Source organism: Streptomyces sp. NPDC058198, from assembly GCF_042882605.1.
Taxonomy (GTDB): Bacteria; Actinomycetota; Actinomycetes; order Streptomycetales; family Streptomycetaceae; genus Streptomyces.
Genome location: NZ_JBHVVP010000013.1, coordinates 26,990 through 46,245 on the forward strand (window position 1 = coordinate 26,990; position 19,256 = coordinate 46,245).

The following is a 19,256-nucleotide window of genomic DNA, read 5'->3' on the forward strand; positions in this document are numbered from 1 at the left end:
CGTAGAGAGATCATGAAGGCTTGGATAGTCCGGCCTCCGGCGTGGCGCCGTGCCGCGCCGTGAAGGCACCGGCCCGGGCCGTCGGGGGATCGCCCGATCGGCCGTACGCACTGTTGTGCCAGGGCCGATCGGGGGTACCTCGCCATGGACTGCGAACTCGCGAGCCCCGCGAAGCCGCGAGCCCGCACCACCGAGAACCCGGAATCCGAGGGAGCCGCTGTGAAGTTCGGTGTATCGACCTTCATCACCGACCAGGGCATCGCGCCCACCGCGCTCGGGCGCGCCATCGAGGAGCGAGGACTCGACTCCTTGTTCATCGCCGAGCACACCCACATCCCGGCGGACCGCCGCTCGCCGTACCCGGGCGGCGGCGAGCTGCCGGAGATGTACTACCGCACGCTCGACCCGTTCGTCGCGCTCACCGCGGCCGCCGCGGTGACCGAGCGGCTCCTGCTGGGCACCGGCGTCGCCCTGGTGGTCCAGCGGGATCCGATCATCACAGCCAAGGAGGTGGCGTCCCTGGACCTGGTCTCCGGCGGTCGGGTCCTCTTCGGGGTCGGTGTCGGATGGAACAGGGAGGAGATGGAGAACCACGGCACGGACCCGCGCACCCGGGGCCGTCTCGTGGACGAGCGGCTGCGGGCCATGCGTGAGCTGTGGACGGAGGACAAGGCCGAGTTCCACGGGGAGTTCGTCGACTTCGACCCCGTCTACTCCTGGCCGAAGCCGGTCCAGCGCCCTCACCCGCCCCTCTACGTGGGCGGCGGCGAGGCGGCCTTCAAGCGGGTGGCCGCCCTCGGCGACGCCTGGCTGGCCAACAGCATGTCGGCCGGCCAACTGGGTCCGCAGATCGACCGGCTGCGGGCCGTCGCGGGCCGGCAGGTGCCGGTGACCGTGTACGCGGTGGAGAAGGAGCCCGAGATCGTCGAGCAGTACACGCAGCTGGATGTGGAGCGGCTGCTGTTCTATCTGCCGACGATGCCGGAGGCCGAGACACTGGCGTATCTGGACCAGCTCGCCGATGTCGCGCGACGCTTCCAGTGAGCCGCCGAGTGCCGCGGCGCCCGCGATGAGCCGGGGGCCGTGGCAGTGCCGACGATGACGAGCGGCCAGGCCCGGGAGCACTTCGCCCGGGCCCGGATCGCCCGCCTCGCGACCATCGACGCCGCCGGCCGCCCGCACCTGGTGCCCGTGGTCTTCGCCCTCACCGGGGACACGGCGGCCTTCGCCGTGGACCACAAGCCGAAGCGGTCGGCCCGGCTGAAGCGGCTGGCCAACATCCGCGCCCACCCCGAGGTCTGCCTCCTCGTCGACGGCTACGACGAGGACTGGGACCAGCTGTGGTGGGCCCGCGCGGACGCCACGGCCACTGTGCTGCCGCCGGCCGAGGGGTCACCGGTGTCCGCGCGGTACGTAAGCCTGCTGACGCGGAAGTACCGGCAGCAGTACGCCGACCGCCCGCCGGAAGGACCCGTGGTGGAAATCGCGGTCACGCGCTGGTCCGGATGGCACGCCACCTGACCGGCCCCAGCGCCCGGCGGTCGGTCGCCCGGCCCGCGCACGCGTCCAGTCGGAGATCATCCGCGGGAACGGGCTTTAAACTCGGCGAATGGCGAAGTATTTCGACGTACACCCCGAGAATCCCCAGCGACGCACCATCAGCAATGTGGCGGACAGCATCCGGTCCGGCGCGCTCGTCGCGTACCCGACGGACTCCTGTTACGCACTGGGATGCCAGCTGGGCAGCCGTGACGGCATCGACCGCATCCGGTCGATCCGGAAGCTCGACGACCGTCACCACTTCACCCTGGTGTGCCAGAACTTCGCGCAGCTGGGTCAGTTCGTGCAGATCGACAACGACGTGTTCCGCGCGATCAAGGCGGCGACACCCGGCAGGTACACCTTCATCCTGCCCGCGACGAGGGAGGTGCCTCGTCAGCTGCTGCACCCGAAGAAGAAGACGGTCGGCGTCCGGATCCCCGACCATGTCGTGGCTCAGGCTCTCCTCGCCGAGCTCGGCGAGCCGCTGCTCTCCAGCACCCTGCTCCTGCCCGACGAGGAGGAACCGATGACACAGGGCTGGGAGATCAAGGAACAACTCGACCACGTCGTGGACGTCGTGCTCGACTCGGGCGACTGCGGTACCGAGCCGACCACGGTCATCGACTTCTCCAGCGGCGAACTCGAGATCGTACGCCGGGGCGCGGGCGACACCACGCGGTTCGAGTAACCGCGTCGACCGCCTACGGGCCCGGCGTACACAGGTGCGGTCAGGAGAGTCGCAGCACACTCCCCTCGCCATTGGCCGAGACGAAGAGGCAGCCGTCCGGGCCGACCGCGAGGCCGGCGAACTGGCGGGGGCGGCCGGGAACGCCGGGAACCGGCCGGGGTTCGGTGCGGACGATGCCGGGAGGCAGGCCGACCGCGAGGTTCTCGGCGTCGATCCTGCTCTCCCCCGTGGCGAGGGATATCGCCCGCAGCCGCCGGTGCGCCGTCTCCACCGTGAACAGTTCGCCGGCGCGGACGACCAGGCCCTGCGGCGCACCGAGCCCGTCCGCGACGGTGACCGCTTCGCCGTTGTCGATCCGGAGCACCGCCCCGAGCCGGTCGTCGCTGACGTAGCAGCGCTGTTCCGCGTCGAAGGCCACGTCCACGGGATGTTCGAGCCCGGCGGCGAGCACGGTGACGCTGTCGGCCTCGTCGATCCGCAGGATCCGGCCGCTGCCCGTTTCGGCGACCACGAGTGAGCCGTCCGGCGCGACCGCGATTCCGGTGGGTTCGCTCAGCCCGGTCACCCGCACGCGCGTGGTCTTCCGTACGGGGTCGTAGGTACGGACGTCGCCGAGCTGCGAGGTGAGGTGCAGGAACCCGTCGTCCGCGGTGACGCCGTGGACGAAGTGCAGCAGATCGTGTGTGATCACGCCGCCGTGCTCGGTCCTGTCGGAGCCCCCCGGGCTCGCCAGGCTGAAGTGGTCGGCCGCGTACACCGTGCCGCCGAGATCGACCGTCACACCGAAGGGACCGTCGAGCCCCCGGGGCACGATCTCCCGGATCCGGCCGTCGGTGTGCATCTCCGTGACCCCGCCGCTCGCGTAGCTGGAGACGAACATCCGGTTCTCCTCGTCGAACGCCGCGTTGTCCAGCCCCGCGACACCGGTGACGACGGTCGACCGCGCTCCGGTACGGAGGTCGATGCGGGTCACAATGCCCGCCACCCCGCGCGACAGCACGACCAGGACACCACCCCGGTCGAACCGTACGGCGACCGGGTCGTCCACGTCCTTGGCGACCAGCTCGGGTACACCGCCGTCGGGAGATATCCGCCAGACCTCGTTGGCGATCATGTGCGGGTAGTAGAGCAGGCCGTCCGGGCCGAGTTGCATCGCGTTGCCCCAGGCCAGCCCGTCGGTGAGCACCAGTGGGTCACCACCGTCGGGGAACAGCTCCATCAGACGGCCGTTGCTGCGCATCTCGTTGACGAAGAGGCGGTTTCCGACGCAGGTGATGCCGTTGGGCACCTTCACCGTTTCGGAGACCAGCGTGAACTGCCCCTCGGGGCTGCGGCGCCACACCCTGCCGGGTGTCAGATCGGCGATGTACATCGCACCGTCCGCGCCGAACGAGAGATCGTCCGGCGCCTCGACCGGGCTGTCCAGGTCCACCACCACCTCGACGTCTCCCGAGGCGGGGTCCACGGCGCTGATCTGTCCGGCGATGAACTGCGCCACGTACAACCGCCCGTCGGGCCCGAAGGTGATGCCGTTCGAGCCCCACAGCCGGTTCGGCGGGTTCAGCCTCGTCGTATTCCACCGCTCGCTCGTGGCGTGCTGGTGGCCTGTGTCGTCGAATCGGCTGGGCCGCGTCATCGCTCCCCCTCTTTTGGAGGTGTCGTCCTTTTGAGGGCGTCGCCCATGTCCCCGTCCGTGCGCCAGCGTTTGATCAGTTCGTAGAACTCGATCGGCCCGCCGCCGTACGACTCGCTCCGCTTGCCGGGGTTGCCCTCGTTGTTGTAGTAGCCCGGGGTGCACTCGGCGAGGAACGCGTGGGTGTTCCGCGCCTTGTCCCGGATCGTGGCGACCCAGGCGGCCTCCGCTTCGGCCGTCGGCTCGATGTACCGGGCCTGGCGCTTGTGCGCCTCGGCGACGACCTCGGCGATGTGGACGGCCTGCTCGTCCAGGACATGGGCGAAGTTGACGGAGACCGCGTTCTGCAGGGCGCCGAGGTGGAAGAAGTTGGGGAAGCCGTGGCTGTAGAACCCGTGGAGCGTCTTCGGACCGTCCTTCCAGGACTCGGCCAAGGTGACACCGCCCCGGCCGCGTACGTCGAGTCCGGCCCGCTCGGCCGGCGGGCCACCGAGGTCGAACCCGGTCGCGAAGATGACGCAGTCGACCTCGTACTCGACGCCGCCGGCCACGAGAGCGCCCTCGGTGATGCGCTCGACACCGCGCCCGGCCGTGTCGACCAGCGTGACGTTGGCCCGGTTGAACGTGGGCAGGTAGGTGTCGCTGAACGTGGGGCGCTTGCACATGTAGCGGTACCAGGGCTTGAGTGCCTCCGCCGTTGCCCGGTCCTCGACGACGGCGTCCACCCGGGCACGTATCTCGTTCATCTTCTTGAAGTCGGCCAGCTCGGCCAACTCGGCCACGCGGCCGCGCTGCTCGGGCGACAGCTCCTCGCCGCCGCTGCTCGGCATGAGGCTCTGGAGCAGACGGGCACTGGTGGTCCAGCGGTCGGACACCATGTCCTCGTCCGCGCCGCCGCCGGCGACCTGCGCGAGGAAGTTGTCCCGGCGGCGCCGCTGCCAGCCGGGCGTCAGCGCCCCGGCCCACTCGGGATCCGTGGGGCGGTTGTCGCGTACGTCGACCGAGGACGGCGTGCGCTGGAACACGTAGAGGTGCTGAGCGTCCCGCCCCAGGTGCGGCACGCACTGGATGGCGGTCGCGCCGGTGCCGACGACGGCGACACGCTTGTCCGCGAGCTTGTGCAGACCGCCGTCCGGGTCACCGCCGGTGTACTCGTAGTCCCAGCGGCTCGTGTGGAACGTGTGCCCGCGGAAGGTCTCGATGCCCGGGATGCCGGGGAGCTTCGGCCGGCTGAACGGCCCGCTGGAGACCACCACGTAGCGCGCCCTCATACGGTCGCCGCGGTCGGTGCGGAGGGTCCACTCGCACGCGGTCTCGTCCCAGCGGAGTTCGGTCACCTCCGTCCGGAAGCAGACGTCACGGTAGAGATCGAACTGCCGCCCGATCGCCCGCGCGTGCTGCCTGATCTCCTCGCCCGGCGCGTACTTCATCCTCGGCACATGGCCGACCTCTTCGAGCAGCGGCAGATAGATGTACGACTCGATGTCACAGTGGATCCCCGGATACCGGTTCCAGTACCAGGTTCCGCCGAAGTCCCCGGCCTTCTCGATCACCCGGATGTCCCGCACACCCGCCTGACGCAGCCGGGCGCCGGCGACCAGGCCACCGAATCCGCCACCGATGATCGCCACCTCGACCCGGTCGTCGAGGGGCTCCCGGTCGGGCACTGGCTCCGCGTACGGGTCGTCGACGTAGTAGCCGAACTCTCCGGTGGTACGGCGGTACTGCTTGCTGCCGTCGGGGCGGATCCGGCGGTCGCGCTCGGCCCGGTACCGCTCGCGCAGGGCGGCCGGGTCGAATCCGGGCGCCTCCGGGTCCGCGCCGTCCGCCGTACCTGCCGGTGTCTCGGCCATATCACTCCTCGGTGGGGACTCCGCCGGAACGGAGAACGGGGAAGGGGGCCGGAGGCCTCCGTGCCTGGACACCGATACAACCGGAGCGGACTGACACCATCCGGCCGGATACCTGACAACAAGCTGACGTGACGACGATCACACGCGCGATACGGCGTCGGTGATACCCAGGTCCACCAACGCGCGGGCCGGTCGGCGACCGGACCGGTCAGCGGCCGAGCCGGTAGCCGAAACCCCTGCGGGTATGGATCAGCGGCGGTTCCTCGCGGTCGACCTTGCGCCGGAGGCGGGAGACGAGCTTCTCGATGGCGTTGTCGGCACGGCCGTCGCCCCAGACGTGGCGGCAGATCTGTTCCTTCGAGAGGACCTGGTCAGCGTTGACCAGCAGATGACGCAGCAGCCGGTACTCCGCGGGAGTGAGATCGAGCGCCCGCGCCCCGCGCCACGCCTGGCAGATGTCGTCATTCAGGACGAGGTCGCCGTAGCAGGGCCCCCGCCGCACCGGGCCGCGGCCACGGCCGCGCAATAACACCTTCGCCCTGGCCAGGACCTCGGCGATCCGGAACGGCATGGTGACGTAGTCCTCCTGGCCGGGCCCCAGTTCGGGAACGAGGTTGTCCAGGTACTCGCACACGGTCAGGAAGAGCACCGGCGGCCGGTCGGCGTCGGGGCGGCGCCCGCGGGCGAGAGCGTTCAGGTCCGGCAGCGTCGCGTCGAGGACCACCAGGTCGAAGCGGTGTCCCGCGATCCGGGCAAGGCCCTCCGTACCGGTGCGCGCCGTTCCGACCCGATAACCCGCCAGTTCCATGGTGGTCGAGAGCAGTTCGGCGATTCCCTGGTCCCCGACGACGAGCAGGACGTGCTGACCGGCCCCACGAACCGCCGACGGTTTCTCGCCGATGCTCCCGCGCATCTCGTACACCCCGCACATCCCGTACATCGAAGGACCACGTCGCGTAAGGCTCACACTTCACGTCCGAACGGCAGAGCCGAGACCTCGGGCACCCGGAGCCGTGGGTGTCAGGCGGGGCGCCGCGGCTGGGCGTCCTCTTCCTGTTCCTGGGCGGCGCCGGCCTTGGCTTCGGCGTAGCCGAGGAAGTCGTCGACCATGCGATGGAACAGGGTGGCGAGTTGCTGGAGGTCCTGCGGCGACCAGGCCGCCAGGGCCGCCCGCATTCCCTGGCAGCTCGCCTCGCGGATGCGGTCGACCACCTCCTGCCCGGCCGGGGTGAGCTCGATGCGCTGCGCGCGGCGGTCGTCCGGGTCCGGGACGCGGGTCACGTACCCCGACCGCTCCAGCTGCTGCACCTGCCGGGTGATATGGGACGCCTCGACGGCCAACCGCGCCGCCAGCGCACTGGGGCGCAGGGGTTCGGAATCGGCGATCCGCCGCAGCAACGCCACGGCCGCACGGTCCAGTGACACTCCGGCCTGGGTCATGAGGCGGTCGTGCTGCCGGACGCGGCTGGACAGATAGGCGATGCGGCTCAGCGCCCGCTCGATCTCGATCACGTCGGTCGAACCCGGGGTAACCGCCGGCGGTGGAGTGGGCATGTATGCACCTTAACATCTACTTGCGTAAGTCAACCAATTTTACATTCACTTGATTGACTCAATCAACTCGCACATGCTTGCCTGACTCAAGCAAATCGCCGTCCCGCCGCGCTCGGACCGGGCCGGACCTCTCTTCCAGCACCGCAGGAGTTCTCTCATGACAGACACCACCACGACGGTGGCCGAGCGGGACGCGACCGGTTCACCCACAGCGACGCCCAGACCGGGCCTCACGCTGGTCGCCCTGGGCGTCGCCGGACTGGTCGTATCCCTCCAGCAGACGCTCGTCCTGCCGCTGCTGCCCCGGCTGATGCAGACCTTCGACACGTCGGTGTCCTCGGTCGCCTGGGTGTTCACCGCGACACTGCTGGCCGGAGCGGTCGCCACCCCGCTGCTGTCCCGGTTCGGCGACATGTACGGCAAGAAAAAGATGATCACACTGACGATGGCGTTGCTCATCGTCGGCTCGGTGGTCTGCGCGCTCTCCGACTCACTCAGCATGATGATCGCGGGCCGCGCGCTCCAGGGCGCGGCCGCGGCGGTGATCCCGCTGGCCATCGGCATGATCCGGGACACCTTCCCGCGCGAGAAGGTCACCTCGGCGATCGGTGTCGTCAGTGCCACCCTGGGCGTGGGCGGCGCCTTCGGCATGCTCGTCACCGGCGTCGTCGCCGACAACACCGACAGCCACCACCCGGTGTTCTGGATCTCCGCCGCGATGGCCGGGATCGGCCTGGTGTTCGTCGTCATGTTCACCACGGAGGCGGGCAAGCGCACCGGCGGCCGGCCCGACCTGCTCGGCGCCGCCACCCTGGCCGCCTGGCTGGTCATGCTGCTGCTGGCCATCAGCCAGGGCAACGCGTGGGGCTGGACCGACACACGGATCATCGGCCTTTTCGTAGGAATCGCCGTCCTGCTCCCGCTCTGGGTCTTCCTTCAGCTGCGCTCCCGCGACCCGCTGGTCCGGATGGGCCTGCTGGTGGGGCCCAGGTCGCTCCAGGCGAACGTGGCCTCCCTGCTGCTCGGCTTCGCGATGTTCGCCGGCTTCACCCTCGTCTCCAACTTCATCCAGACGCCTGAGGACAAGGTCGGCTACGGGCTGAGCGGCTCGGTGCTGGACGTCGGCCTGTACATGCTGCCCAGCACGGTGACCATGCTTCTTTTCTCCGCGCTGGCCGGACGGTTCGAGGCCCGGCTCGGCGCGGCGTGGACCCTGGCCATCGGCTCGTCCATCGGCGGACTCAGCTACGTCTGGCTGGCTCTCAACCACGGCAGCGCCGCGGACGTCATGATCTTCAGCGCCATCCAGGGCGTCGGCTTCGGCATCGCGTACGCGGCGCTGGGCACCCTCGCCGTACAGCACGTTCCGATGGAGCAGAGCGGAATCGCCAGCGGTATCAACTCCCTCGTCCGCACCGTCGGCGGCAGCGTGGCCAGCGCGGCGACGGCGTCCATCCTCACCGCCAACGTCATCCAGAACACGTCCGTACCGACGGTGGACGCCTACGTGCTCTGCTTCGTCATCGCCGGCATCACCGCGGTCCTTGGCGCGGTCACCGCCGCCTCGCACGGCCTCAGGTACCGCACCTCCGGCTGACCGCGTTCCCGCGCCGAGGCCCCGGCACCGACCGCCGCGGCCCACGCAGACCGGGGCCGCCACGAGCGGAGACCGGCCCCGCCGCGCCAGACCCGTGGGGACGGGGTACGGCGCGGTCCCGGGCCCGGCGGCAGGTCTTCCGAGATCTCCGCCGGGCCCCCGAGGACCCACCGCGCCTGCCCGTCGCAGGGCGGTCGCCTCCGGCCTCCTGACCGGATCAGGCCGTCGCCCGCGCCAGCCGGCGGTCCACCTGGGAGGGTGACAGGGCGTGCTCGGTCGCGAGAATCCCCGCCCCGATGACCGCGGCGTTCTCGCCCGTACGGCTCGGCTCGATCCGCAGCACCCGGGTGGCCAGCGGATGCGAGCGCCGGTACACCGCCTCCCGTACCCCGGCGAGGAGTTGGTCGTGCACGGCGGCCAGGGCGCCGCCGAGCACCACTGTGTCCGGATTGAAGAAGTTCACCAGACCCGCCAGGACCTCGCCGACCGCCCGGCCCGCCTCACGCACCATCCGTACGGCGTCCCGGTTGCCGGAGGCCACCAGCCGCACCACGTCGCTGCCCGAGGCCGCGTCCAGCCCCAGACCGGCCAGTTTCGCCGCGAGCGCCGCACCGCCCGCCACCGCCTCCAGGCAGCCGGTGTTGCCGCACCGGCACGACTCCGCCTGGTCCCCGACCTGGATGTGTCCGATGTCGCCGGCGCTGCCCTGAGCGCCGCGGTGGAGCCGGCCGTCGGCCACGATGCCGCAGCCGATGCCCGTACCGACCTTGATGTAGAGGAGGTAGCGGGTGTCGGGAAACGCCCGACGCTGCTCGGCCAGCGCCATCACGTTCACGTCGTTGTCGACCAGCGCCCGCACCCCGAAGCGCGAGGCGAAGAAGTCCGGGATCGGATACTGGTGCCAGCCCGGCATGATCGGCGGATCGATGGGGCGGCCGGTCGAGAACTCGACAGGTCCCGGCACCCCGACCCCGATCGAACGCAGCGTCCGTGGATCCCGTCCCGTCTCCTTCAGCAACGCCTGCAGTGCCCGCTCCACCCGGCGCAGGACCGATTCCGGCCCGTCCGCGATCGACAGCGGCTCCTTGTGCGTGGCCAGCACCGCTCCCCCGATGTCCGTCAGCGCCACCGCGCAGTGCGAGGCGCCGAGGTCGACGCCGGCCACCAGGTGCTCGGCGGTGCGCAGTTGGAGCCGGCGCGGCGGGCGGCCTCCGGTCGAGTCGCCGGGGGCGGGAGCCGATTCGTCGACCAGGCCGTGCGCGATCAGGGTGTCCACCCGCTGGGAGACCGTGGAGCGGGCCAGTCCGGTGATCCGCGCGATGTCCGCGCGCGTCGTCACCGCTCCTGAACTGATCAGCGCCAGCACCTCGCCGGGCGAATGGGTGGCGGAACCGCTGTGATCCGACGGCGCAGGCATGACAGTCACCCTAGGTACGACTTTCGCTGCTCACAAGGCGTTCTAAGTTCGCCGGTCGACGCAAGTTCCCGTCAACTCCCTTATATACGTGCCCTCTTGGACCCTTGACAGGTCAAAGGCCAGTCACGACTCTGCACTGCAGACCGCTGACCGAGGAGTTGGCCGATGCTGACGATGCAAGGCGTGTCCAAGAGCTTCCTGGGGGTGCGGGTGCTCCACGACGTGGGGCTCGACCTCGAACGGGGTGAAGTCCATGCCCTGGTGGGCGAGAACGGCGCCGGCAAGTCCACCCTGATGAAGATCCTCGCCGGCGAGTACGTCCCCGATACCGGCACCATCACGCTCGACGGCACAGCGCACGCCTTCACCCACCCGGCGCAGGCTCAGGCCGCCGGAATCGGCATCATCCACCAGGAGTTCGCGCTCCTTCCCCACCGCACGGTCGCCGAGAACGTCTTCCTCGGCCGTGAACCGGTCCGCTGCGGACTCGTGAACCGCACAGCCATGGAGCGCCGCACCGGTGAACTCCTGGACGGGATCGACGAGACCGGCATCACCCCGCGCACCCTGGTCAGGGACCTCTCCGTGGCGCGGCAGCAGACCGTCGAGATCGCCAAGGCTCTCGCCTCCGACGTCCGGGTCCTCGTCATGGACGAACCCACCGCGCCCCTGGCCGGCCATGAGAGCGAACTCCTCGCGGCGCTCGTGCGCCGGCTCACCGCGCGCGGCCTCGGGATTCTCTACATCTCCCACCGCCTGCCGGAGGTCTTCGACCTCTCGCAGCGCATCACCGTCCTCAAGGACGGCCGCCGCGTCAGCACCCTGCGCACCGCCGAAACCGACGCCGACCAGGTGGTCCGGGGCATGGTGGGGCGGGAGCTGACCGCCTACTACCCGCCGCGCGCCCGCCCGGAGGAGATCGGAGCGGAGCGGCTCACGGTCACCGGCGGCGGCAATGCCCGCCTCCGTGGCATCGACCTGACCCTGCGTGCGGGAGAGGTCGTCGGCGTGGCAGGACTCCAGGGATCCGGGCGGACGTCCCTCGCGCGCGCCCTGTTCGGTGCGGCCCCCTTCACCACGGGCGGCATGACCGTCGGCGGCAGGCCGCTGCGGCCCCGCCGCCCGCGCACCGCCATCCGCGCCGGCATCGCGCTGGTCACCGAGGACCGCAAGACGGAGGGCCTCGCGCTGCACCAGTCCGTACGGGACAACGCGCTGCTCGTCACGCGGGCCGTCGCCCCGCGCGGCGGACCGCCGACGGGCAGGGAGATCACGGCGCTCCTCGATCGCGTGCGCCTCCAGGCGCGCGGCGAGGACCAGCAGGCGCTGTACCTCTCGGGCGGCAACCAGCAGAAGGTCGTCATCGCCAAGTGGCTCGCGGCCCGGCCCCGCGTACTCCTGTTCGACGAGCCGACCCGCGGTGTCGACGTCGGCGCCAAGGCCGCCATCCACACCCTCGTACGTGAACTCGCCCGTGAAGGGCTCGCCGTACTGATCATCTCCTCGGAACTGCCCGAGCTGATCGGCATGAGCGACCGGCTCCTCGTGATGTCCGAGGGCCGCCTCGTGGGCGAGTTACCCGCCGGCGCGCAGGAGGAGAGCATCATGCGACTCGCCACCAGCGGCCGCCGGGGCGGACGGGAGGCCGTCGCGTGACCGCGACCGGACCCCGGCCGCTCGCGCCGCCCCGAGCCGGCGTCCGCCTCCACGGGGTCCGGCTCGGCGACCCCGTCGTCGGTGTCTGGCTCGCGGCGCTGACCGTCACCGTCCTCGGCTGGATCGTGGTCGCCGCCCGCGGCGGGGACTTCCTCACCGCCACCAACGTGGTCACGATCCTGCAGAACAGTGTCGCGCTCGGCCTCGTCGCCGTCGGCCAGTCCGCCGTCATCCTCACCGGCTCCCTGGACCTGTCGGTCGCCTACCTCATCAGCCTCGGCACACTCGTCGCCGCCGAGACCATGGCGAGCGGCGGCGTCGTGACGGCCGTGATCGCCGTCCTCGCGCTGTCGGCCGCGGTCGGGCTCGCCAACGGACTGGTCGTCACCGGCCTCAAGGTCAACGCGTTCATCGCGACGCTGGGGACGGCGTTCATCCTGCGCGGCTGGATCGAGGACAACTACACCGGCCCCGCCGGGAAGGTACCGGCCTCCTTCCAGCACCTCGGCTACGACCGTATCGGCCCGGTCCCCGTCTCGGTGTTCCTCCTCGCGGCGGTGGCCGGCGCGGTGTGGTTCCTGACCCGCCGTACCCGCCTGGGCCATCACATGTACGCGACCGGCGGCGACGAACACGCCGCCCGGCTCTCGGGCGTCCGCACCCGCCGTACCGTCGTCATCGCGCACATCATCTGCTCCCTGTGTGTCGGTGCGGCCGCGCTCTTCCTCGCGGCGCGGCTCGGCGCGGGAGCGCCCTGGGCGGGTACGGAGGCCCGCTACGACCTCGAGTCGATCGCCGCGGTGGTCCTCGGTGGCACCGCGCTGGCCGGCGGCCGTGGCGGAGTGGCGGGGACGCTCGGCGGTGTCCTGGTCCTCGCCGTCCTGGACAGCGTCTTCAACCAGCTCGCCGTCGACCCGTTCTTCAAGAACGTGGTCCGCGGGGTCGTCATCATCGCGGCCGTCGCCGTCTACGCCAGGCCCCGCCGTGCCGCGAAGGCGAGGCCGACCGCATGACCGAAGGGAAGGCCGACCGTATGACCACGGCAACCGTCACCCGCGGCAAGCGCGTCGTACGGGCGCTGGGCACCGGCGCCCCCGTGTATGTCCTGCTCGCCGTGCTGCTCGCCGCGCTGGCCCTCACCGATCCGGGATTCTACGAACCCGACCGCTTCCTCTCCTTCGTCAAACGCGCCGCGCCCCTCGTGATCCTCGCCGCCGGCCAGTATCTGGTCATCGTCTGCGGCGAGTTCGACCTCTCCGTAGGGGCGATCGTGACCGCGGGTGTCGTGGTAGCCGCCGAGCTGTACGGCTCGTTCCCCGACGCCCCCTGGCCGCTCGTCACCGCCGTGCTGCTCGTCGCGGGCGGGGTGGCCGGACTCGTCAACGGGCTCATCACCACGGCCCTGCGGGTGCCGTCGTTCATCACCACCCTCGGCATGATGCTGATCCTCGAAGGCGCGGTCTTCTTCTGGACCGGCGGCTCCCCGCAGGGCGCCCTGCCGGCCGCCTTCCGCCAGCTCGGGCGCGGCGCCGCGTTCGGCTGGCTGCCGTCGGCGGTGATCGTCTGCCTCGTGGCCGGCGCCGCCGCCGTACTGCTGATGCGCTCGGACTTCGGCCGTACGCTCGTCGCCACCGGCGACAGCGAACGCGCCGCGGCCCTCGCCGGGGTGCGGGTCGCCCGGTCCCGGACCATCGCCTTCGTCCTCTCCGGGACCGCCGCGGCGCTCGCCGCCGTCCTGGTCGGCGGCTTCTCGGGCGTCTCCGCCCAGGCGGGCAGGGGCTACGAGTTCGAGGCCATCACGGCCGTGGTCCTCGGCGGCGTGGTGCTCGGCGGCGGGCGGGGCTCCGTCGTCGCCGCCATGGCCGGCGCCTTCTCGCTGCAGGCGCTGTTCACCCTGCTCAACCTCCAGGGCGTCTCCGGCGCGCTGGAGTCCACCGTCCAAGGATGCATCGTCATTGCCGCCGTCGGCCTGGGAGCCGCCGACTGGTCCCGGCTGCGCCGCCGACGTACCAACCCCTCGGGAGGACAACCCTTATGACAGCGATCCGCCCCCTGCGCAGAAGCCCGCTCCGCGGCCGCGCCCTCACCTCGGCCGCCGCCCTGCTCGCGGCGGGTCTCCTCGCGTCCTGTACGAGCGACACGCCACCGGACTCGCCGGGCGCCCCCGGCAGCGCCTCGGCGACGGGGAACGGAACGGGCACCGGCAAGCAGTCCACGTTCTTCGAACAGGGCGAGTACGAGCGTCAGTTGGCCCTCGCGAAGGAGCAGCCGCAGGGCCCCGCGGGCAAGCCGTGGGAACAGATGCTCAGCCCCGAGCTCACCGACACCGCGCGGTACAGGAAGGAGACGGCCGGCGATGTCCACCTCTGCTTCTCCAACGCCGGTGTCTTCAACCCCTGGCGCCAGGTCGGCCTGAAGAACATGAAGGCGGAGGTCGGACTGCACAAGGAGATCACCGACTTCACCGTCCTCGACGCCCAGGGCAAGGACGACAAGCAGATCTCCGACATACAGGAGCTCACCGGCAAGGGCTGCGACGCCCTGATCGTCTCCCCGAACACCACCGCCACCCTCACCCCCGCCGTCGAGCAGGCCTGCGCCGAGGTGCCGGTCATCGTCTTCGACCGCGGGGTGGAGACGGACTGCGCGGTCACGTTCATCAACCCGGTCGGAGGCTACGGATACGGGGCGGTCGCCGCCGACTTCCTCGTCGAGAAGGTCAAGCCCGGGGGCAAGATCCTCGCCCTGCGCATCTCGCCCGGTGTGGACGTGCTCGAGACCCGCTGGTCGGCAGCGGCGGTCGCCTTCGACAAGAGCGAACTCGACGTCGTCGACGTGAAGTTCACCGACGGTGACCCGGCCAAGACCAAGTCGGTCGTCACCGACGCGCTGACCCGGCACGGCAGCCTCGACGGCGTATGGATGGACTCCGGCGCGACCGCCGTGGCCGCGGTGGAGGCGTTCGAGGACGCGGGTCAGGACGTACCGCCCCTCACCGGTGAGGACCAGCAGGACTTCCTGCAGGCGTGGAAGGAGAAGAAGCTCACCGCCATCGCCCCGACGTACCCGACCTTCCAGTGGCGCACCCCGGTCATAGCCGCTCTGAGGATCCTTCAGGGGCAGCAGGTCCCCAAGGAGTGGAAGCTCCCGCAGCCCTCCGTCACCGAGGACAACCTCGACGAGTACCTCAGGCCGGGCATGCCGCCCCTGCACTACGCGATGTGCGGCTGCGCGGATCTGCCCGGGTTCCCCGAGGACTGGGGAGGCAAAGGATGACACGGTTCCCGCTCGGCGCCAATCCGTGGATCTGGCACTCCCCCGTCGACGGCGCCGCCCTGGCCGAGGTCCTTCCGAAACTGGCCGGCTGGGGTTTCGACTGCGTCGAACTGCCGCTGGAGCAGACCGGGGACTGGGATCCTGCGGCCACCGCCAGGTTGCTGGACGCGACCGGGCTCGCCCCGGCGGCCGTGATCGCGGTCATGCCGCCCGACCGGAATCTCGTACGGACAGAGCCGGGCACCGTGCGGGCCACCCAGGACTATCTGCTGCGGTGCGTCGACGCGGCCCACGCGGTGGCGGCCCCCGTCGTCGCCGGCCCGGTGTACACCGCTGTCGGACGCACCTGGCGTATGAACCCCGCAGAACGGGCCACCGCCTGCGCGGAGTTCAGGGAGAACATCGCGCCCGTGGTCGACCACGCACGCGCCGCGGGGGTACGGATCGGGGTCGAGCCGCTCAACCGGTACGAGACCGGTCTGCTCAACACCGTGGGCCAGACCCTCACGGCCCTGGAGGGCCTCGACGCCTCGGTCATCGGGGTCGCTCTCGACACCTACCACCAGAACATCGAGGAGCGCGGTCTGCCCGGTGCCGTCCGCGAGGCCGGCTCCCGCATCGTCCACGTCCAGGTGTGTGCCAACGACCGCGGCACTCCCGGTGCCGACCATCTCGACTGGGCCGGGTTTCTCGCCGCGCTGGACGGGAGCGGCTACCGGGGCGCTCTGTGCATCGAGTCGTTCACCGCGCACAACAACACGATCGCTGTCGCCGCGTCCGTCTGGCGCCCCCTCGCCCCCACTCAGGACGGGATCGCCACCGAGGGCCTCGCCTTCCTCCGCCAGGCTCTCGACACCCCCTGATCGGTACCGCACCCGCGCACCGAACTCCCCCCAGAGAGGACCGGTAATGAGCCGTCATGCTCGCGGTATAAGAAGGGCGGTCGTCGCCTCGGCGAGCGCGTTACTGCTCGGGCTCGCCGCGCTTCCCGCCGGCGCCGCCAGTGCCGACAGTGCCGAACCCGCCTTCCGTGCCCTGCTCTTCACCCGCGCCGTGGGTTACGTCCACGATTCCATCCCCGCGGGCATCAAGATGTTCGAGGAAGAGGCGGCCGAGAACAACTTCGAGATCGTCCAGAGCGCCGACCCGGCCGTCTTCGACGACGAGACGCTGAAAGACTTCGATGCCGTCATCATGCTGCAGAACTCCGGCATGGTCTGGGACACCGACGCGCAGCGCGACGCGATGGAGACGTACGTACGCAGTGGGAAGGGCGTCGTCGCCCTTCACAACACGCTCGACATGGGCGTCGAGGAACAGTTCCCGTGGTGGGACGAGACCATCAACGGCGGCGTCCACATGCCGGCCCACTCACCCGGCGTGCTCCAGGGAACAGCCAAGGTCGCCGACCGCGTCCACCCCTCCACCAAGGGCCTGCCCGAGCGCTGGGAGCGCCCGGAGGAGTGGTACAACTTCGACCGCAATCCCCGCGGCGATGTGCACGTCCTGGTCACCGCGGACGAGACGACGTACAACCCGGGCGGCTCCGCGATGGGCGCCGACCACCCCATCTCCTGGTGCCGCAGCACCCAGGGCGGCAAGGTCTGGGCCACCGCGATGGGGCACGACACCCCGGCCTACAGCGAGGCTTTCTTCCGGGACCATGTCATCGGCGGACTGAAGTGGGCCGCGGGCAACGAGGCGGGCGACTGCGGCGGCACCGTCTGGAGCGGCTACGAGAAGGTCACCCTCGACGACAACACCGCCGACCCGATGGAACTCGACGTCGCCAAGGACGGCCGCGTCTTCTACGTCCAGCGCAGCGGCGAAGTGAAGATCTTCGACCCGGAGGCCCACTCCACCGTCACCGCGGGCAAGCTCGACGTCTACACCGGCGGCGAGGACGGCCTGATCGGCATGGAGCTGGACCCGGACTTCGGCACGAACGGCTGGATCTACCTGTACCACTCCCCCGCCGGAGCCACGAACGACGTCAACCGTCTCTCCCGCTTCACCATCAACGGCGGCACACTCGACCCGGCCAGCGAGAAGAAGCTCCTTGACGTCCCCGCCTACCGGGACCGCACCTTCCCCGAACCCGGACACACCGGCGGCGCCGTCGAGTTCGGCCCGGACGGCACCCTTTATCTCGGGGTCGGCGACGATGTGCCGCCCAACCTCGACCCCGACTGGCAGGGGTACGCGCCGATCGACTGGCGTGCGGGCAAGGAGATGCTCGACGCCGCACGTACCGCGGGCAACACCAACGACCTGCGCGGCAAGATCCTGCGCATCAAGCCCACCACGGACGGCGGCTACACCATCCCCGAGGGCAACCTCTTCACGCCGGGCACCGAGAAGACCCGCCCCGAGATCTACGCGATGGGCTTCCGCAACCCGTTCCGCTTCACCGTCGACCCCAAGACCGGATACGTCCACGTGTCCGACTACGGCCCCGACCGCGGAGCCCCCGCCACCGACAGGGGGCCGGAGGGCCTCGTCGAGTACAACGTCATCAAGAAGCCGGGCAACTTCGGCTGGCCGTTCTGCCACGGCAACAACCAGGCGTACGCCCCGTACAACCCGGACACCAAGGAAGTCGGCGCCAAGTTCGACTGCGCGAACCCGACGAACCCCTCGCCCAACAACACCGGGCTCACCGACCTGCCGGCACTCACACAGCCGGAGATCTGGTACGGGTACGACACCTCCGAGGAGTTCCCCGAGATGGGCTCCGGCGGCTCAGCCCCGATGAGCGGCCCGGTCTACCGCTACGACAGCGAGAACCCCTCCACCACGAAGTTCCCCGCCTACTTCGAGGGAGCCGGCTTCTTCTACGAGTGGGCGCGCAACTACGTCAAGGAGGTCCGGTTCGACACGGACTCGAAGCTCCTCAAGATCAACGACTTCCTGTCCTCGGTGCGGTTCAACAAACCGATGGACATGACCTTCGGCCCCGACGGCTCGCTGTACGTCCTCGAATGGGGCAGTTCCTTCGGCGGCGGCAACAACGACTCGGGCCTGTACCGCGTCGACTACGCCCAGGGGCAGCGCATCCCGGTCGCCAAGGCCACGGCCTCCGCCACGAACGGGCCCCTGCCGCTCGAAGTCGCCTTCTCCAGCGAGGGCAGCACCGACCCGGACGGCGACGCGCTGTCCTACGCCTGGGACTTCGACGGCGACGGTACGTACGACTCCACCGAGGCGGCCCCCACCCACGCGTACACCACCGCGGGGGACTTCACCACCCAGCTCAAGGTGACCGACTCCACCGGCAAGTCGGGCTACGCCAACATCCCGGTCACCGCGGGCAACACCGCGCCGAAGGTGACCATCGACTTCCCGGTCAACGGCAAGCTCATCACGTTCGGCGACACGATTCCCTACAAGGTCACGGTCACCGATCCGGAGGACGGGCCGGTCGACTGCTCCAAGGTCACCGTCAACCCGGCCCTCGGCCACGACGACCACGAGCACCCGACCACCGACCTCCCGGGCTGCGAGGGCACCGTCGACACCGGCGACCTGGGCGGCCACCCCGAGGGCGCGGACCTCACGTACGTACTCAACGCGAAGTACACGGACGGGGGCGCCACGGGAACCTCCGCTCTCACCGGCTACGGCCGCGCCGTCCTGCAGCCCGAGCACAAGCAGGCCGAGTACTACGACGCGCAGTCCGGCACGCGTGTGGTCGCGCAGGCCGGCGCCGAGAACGGCGAGCGCATCGGCGACGTCAGCGACGGCGACTGGATCGCCTTCGACCCGATGAGCGTCGAGGGCATCGGCGGCGTCAGCTACACGCTGTCGTCCCCGTACGGCGTCGGCGCGATCGAACTCCGGGCGGACGCACCCGACGGCCCGCTCCTCGCCACCATCCCCGTCCCCAACACCGGTGGCTGGGACACCTACCGGTCCACCCCGTCCGTCCCCGTCGAGCCGCTCGCGGGCACCCACCGGCTGTATCTGGTCTTCACGTCCCCGCAGGACAATTCGTTCGACGTGGACGCGGTCGGGTTCATCAGCTCCTAGGTCCTGGCAGC

General features: G+C 70.3%; 15 protein-coding genes. 10 read left to right on the forward strand and 5 right to left on the reverse strand.

Annotated elements, in window-relative coordinates; genetic code table 11:
- Window positions 1-219: 219 nt before the first annotated feature.
- The 3 genes from ACFVWW_RS29495 to ACFVWW_RS29505 all read left to right on the forward strand — a co-directional run bounded on the left by ACFVWW_RS29495 (window position 220) and on the right by ACFVWW_RS29505 (window position 2,230).
- Window positions 220-1,044: an LLM class F420-dependent oxidoreductase gene (locus ACFVWW_RS29495; protein WP_384189655.1), complete on the forward strand. Its 825-nt coding sequence runs from the start codon at window positions 220-222 to the stop codon at window positions 1,042-1,044.
- A gap of 45 nt (window positions 1,045-1,089) precedes the next feature.
- Window positions 1,090-1,521 (forward strand): TIGR03668 family PPOX class F420-dependent oxidoreductase, encoded by a 432-nt coding sequence (locus ACFVWW_RS29500; protein WP_386878965.1) that lies wholly within the window; start codon window positions 1,090-1,092, stop codon window positions 1,519-1,521.
- Window positions 1,522-1,609: 88 nt separating this feature from the next.
- The gene (locus tag ACFVWW_RS29505; protein WP_384189660.1) at window positions 1,610-2,230 is read left to right on the forward strand and encodes an L-threonylcarbamoyladenylate synthase; all 621 of its coding nucleotides are present in this window, start codon (window positions 1,610-1,612) and stop codon (window positions 2,228-2,230) included.
- Between the two features lie 40 nt (window positions 2,231-2,270).
- Here the strand turns inward: ACFVWW_RS29505 and ACFVWW_RS29510 are convergent, their stop codons facing one another.
- The 4 genes from ACFVWW_RS29510 to ACFVWW_RS29525 form a co-directional block, all read right to left on the reverse strand.
- Window positions 2,271-3,866, reverse strand: a complete 1,596-nt coding sequence (locus tag ACFVWW_RS29510; RefSeq protein ID WP_386878952.1) for a hypothetical protein — start codon at window positions 3,864-3,866, stop codon at window positions 2,271-2,273.
- Window positions 3,863-5,716 carry a flavin-containing monooxygenase gene (locus tag ACFVWW_RS29515; protein ID WP_386878951.1) on the reverse strand — a complete coding sequence of 618 codons (1,854 nt, stop codon included), beginning with the start codon at window positions 5,714-5,716 and terminating at the stop codon, window positions 3,863-3,865. The genes ACFVWW_RS29510 and ACFVWW_RS29515 overlap by 4 nt, the downstream gene beginning before the upstream one ends.
- A gap of 208 nt (window positions 5,717-5,924) precedes the next feature.
- A complete protein-coding gene (locus tag ACFVWW_RS29520) occupies window positions 5,925-6,629 on the reverse strand; it encodes a response regulator transcription factor (RefSeq protein WP_384330802.1) in 705 nt (234 codons plus the stop codon).
- 107 nt (window positions 6,630-6,736) lie between these two features.
- On the reverse strand, window positions 6,737-7,270 hold the full coding sequence (locus tag ACFVWW_RS29525) for a MarR family winged helix-turn-helix transcriptional regulator (RefSeq protein ID WP_386878950.1): 534 nt from the start codon (window positions 7,268-7,270) through the stop codon (window positions 6,737-6,739).
- A 157-nt stretch (window positions 7,271-7,427) separates the two neighbouring features.
- Here ACFVWW_RS29525 and ACFVWW_RS29530 point away from each other — a divergent pair, with 157 nt between their 5' ends.
- The gene (locus ACFVWW_RS29530) at window positions 7,428-8,867 is read left to right on the forward strand and encodes an MFS transporter (protein WP_386878949.1); all 1,440 of its coding nucleotides are present in this window, start codon (window positions 7,428-7,430) and stop codon (window positions 8,865-8,867) included.
- 217 nt (window positions 8,868-9,084) lie between these two features.
- Here ACFVWW_RS29530 and ACFVWW_RS29535 read toward each other — a convergent pair whose 3' ends face one another.
- Window positions 9,085-10,284 (reverse strand): ROK family transcriptional regulator, encoded by a 1,200-nt coding sequence (locus tag ACFVWW_RS29535; protein WP_384189672.1) that lies wholly within the window; start codon window positions 10,282-10,284, stop codon window positions 9,085-9,087.
- A 165-nt stretch (window positions 10,285-10,449) separates the two neighbouring features.
- Here ACFVWW_RS29535 and ACFVWW_RS29540 point away from each other — a divergent pair, with 165 nt between their 5' ends.
- Genes ACFVWW_RS29540 through ACFVWW_RS29565 form a run of 6 tightly spaced genes read left to right on the forward strand, consistent with a single transcriptional unit; the run spans window position 10,450 to window position 19,245 of the window.
- Window positions 10,450-11,940, forward strand: a complete 1,491-nt coding sequence (locus tag ACFVWW_RS29540) for a sugar ABC transporter ATP-binding protein (protein WP_386878948.1) — start codon at window positions 10,450-10,452, stop codon at window positions 11,938-11,940.
- Window positions 11,937-12,953 (forward strand): ABC transporter permease, encoded by a 1,017-nt coding sequence (locus ACFVWW_RS29545; RefSeq protein WP_384189678.1) that lies wholly within the window; start codon window positions 11,937-11,939, stop codon window positions 12,951-12,953. Before ACFVWW_RS29540 ends, ACFVWW_RS29545 begins: the two co-directional genes overlap by 4 nt.
- A 20-nt stretch (window positions 12,954-12,973) precedes the next feature.
- Window positions 12,974-13,978 carry an ABC transporter permease gene (locus ACFVWW_RS29550; protein WP_384331161.1) on the forward strand — a complete coding sequence of 335 codons (1,005 nt, stop codon included), beginning with the start codon at window positions 12,974-12,976 and terminating at the stop codon, window positions 13,976-13,978.
- The gene (locus tag ACFVWW_RS29555; RefSeq protein WP_386878947.1) at window positions 13,975-15,216 is read left to right on the forward strand and encodes an ABC transporter substrate-binding protein; all 1,242 of its coding nucleotides are present in this window, start codon (window positions 13,975-13,977) and stop codon (window positions 15,214-15,216) included. Before ACFVWW_RS29550 ends, ACFVWW_RS29555 begins: the two co-directional genes overlap by 4 nt.
- A complete protein-coding gene (locus ACFVWW_RS29560; protein ID WP_386878946.1) occupies window positions 15,213-16,079 on the forward strand; it encodes a sugar phosphate isomerase/epimerase family protein in 867 nt (288 codons plus the stop codon). Before ACFVWW_RS29555 ends, ACFVWW_RS29560 begins: the two co-directional genes overlap by 4 nt.
- 46 nt (window positions 16,080-16,125) lie before the next feature.
- Window positions 16,126-19,245: a ThuA domain-containing protein gene (locus tag ACFVWW_RS29565; protein WP_386878945.1), complete on the forward strand. Its 3,120-nt coding sequence runs from the start codon at window positions 16,126-16,128 to the stop codon at window positions 19,243-19,245.
- The last annotated feature ends 11 nt before the right edge of the window (window positions 19,246-19,256 follow it).

Excerpts from the sequence above, each read along its gene's own strand:
- ACFVWW_RS29505 (WP_384189660.1), top strand. The coding sequence starts at position 1,610 with ATGGCGAAGTATTTCGACGTACACCCCGAGAATCCCCAGCGACGCACC.
- ACFVWW_RS29510 (WP_386878952.1), bottom strand. The coding sequence starts at position 3,866 with ATGACGCGGCCCAGCCGATTCGACGACACAGGCCACCAGCACGCCACG.
- ACFVWW_RS29515 (WP_386878951.1), bottom strand. The coding sequence starts at position 5,716 with ATGGCCGAGACACCGGCAGGTACGGCGGACGGCGCGGACCCGGAGGCG.
- ACFVWW_RS29520 (WP_384330802.1), bottom strand. The coding sequence starts at position 6,629 with ATGCGCGGGAGCATCGGCGAGAAACCGTCGGCGGTTCGTGGGGCCGGT.
- ACFVWW_RS29525 (WP_386878950.1), bottom strand. The coding sequence starts at position 7,270 with ATGCCCACTCCACCGCCGGCGGTTACCCCGGGTTCGACCGACGTGATC.
- ACFVWW_RS29530 (WP_386878949.1), top strand. The coding sequence starts at position 7,428 with ATGACAGACACCACCACGACGGTGGCCGAGCGGGACGCGACCGGTTCA.
- ACFVWW_RS29535 (WP_384189672.1), bottom strand. The coding sequence starts at position 10,284 with ATGCCTGCGCCGTCGGATCACAGCGGTTCCGCCACCCATTCGCCCGGC.
- ACFVWW_RS29540 (WP_386878948.1), top strand. The coding sequence starts at position 10,450 with ATGCTGACGATGCAAGGCGTGTCCAAGAGCTTCCTGGGGGTGCGGGTG.
- ACFVWW_RS29550 (WP_384331161.1), top strand. The coding sequence starts at position 12,974 with ATGACCACGGCAACCGTCACCCGCGGCAAGCGCGTCGTACGGGCGCTG.
- ACFVWW_RS29555 (WP_386878947.1), top strand. The coding sequence starts at position 13,975 with ATGACAGCGATCCGCCCCCTGCGCAGAAGCCCGCTCCGCGGCCGCGCC.
- ACFVWW_RS29560 (WP_386878946.1), top strand. The coding sequence starts at position 15,213 with ATGACACGGTTCCCGCTCGGCGCCAATCCGTGGATCTGGCACTCCCCC.
- ACFVWW_RS29565 (WP_386878945.1), top strand. The coding sequence starts at position 16,126 with ATGAGCCGTCATGCTCGCGGTATAAGAAGGGCGGTCGTCGCCTCGGCG.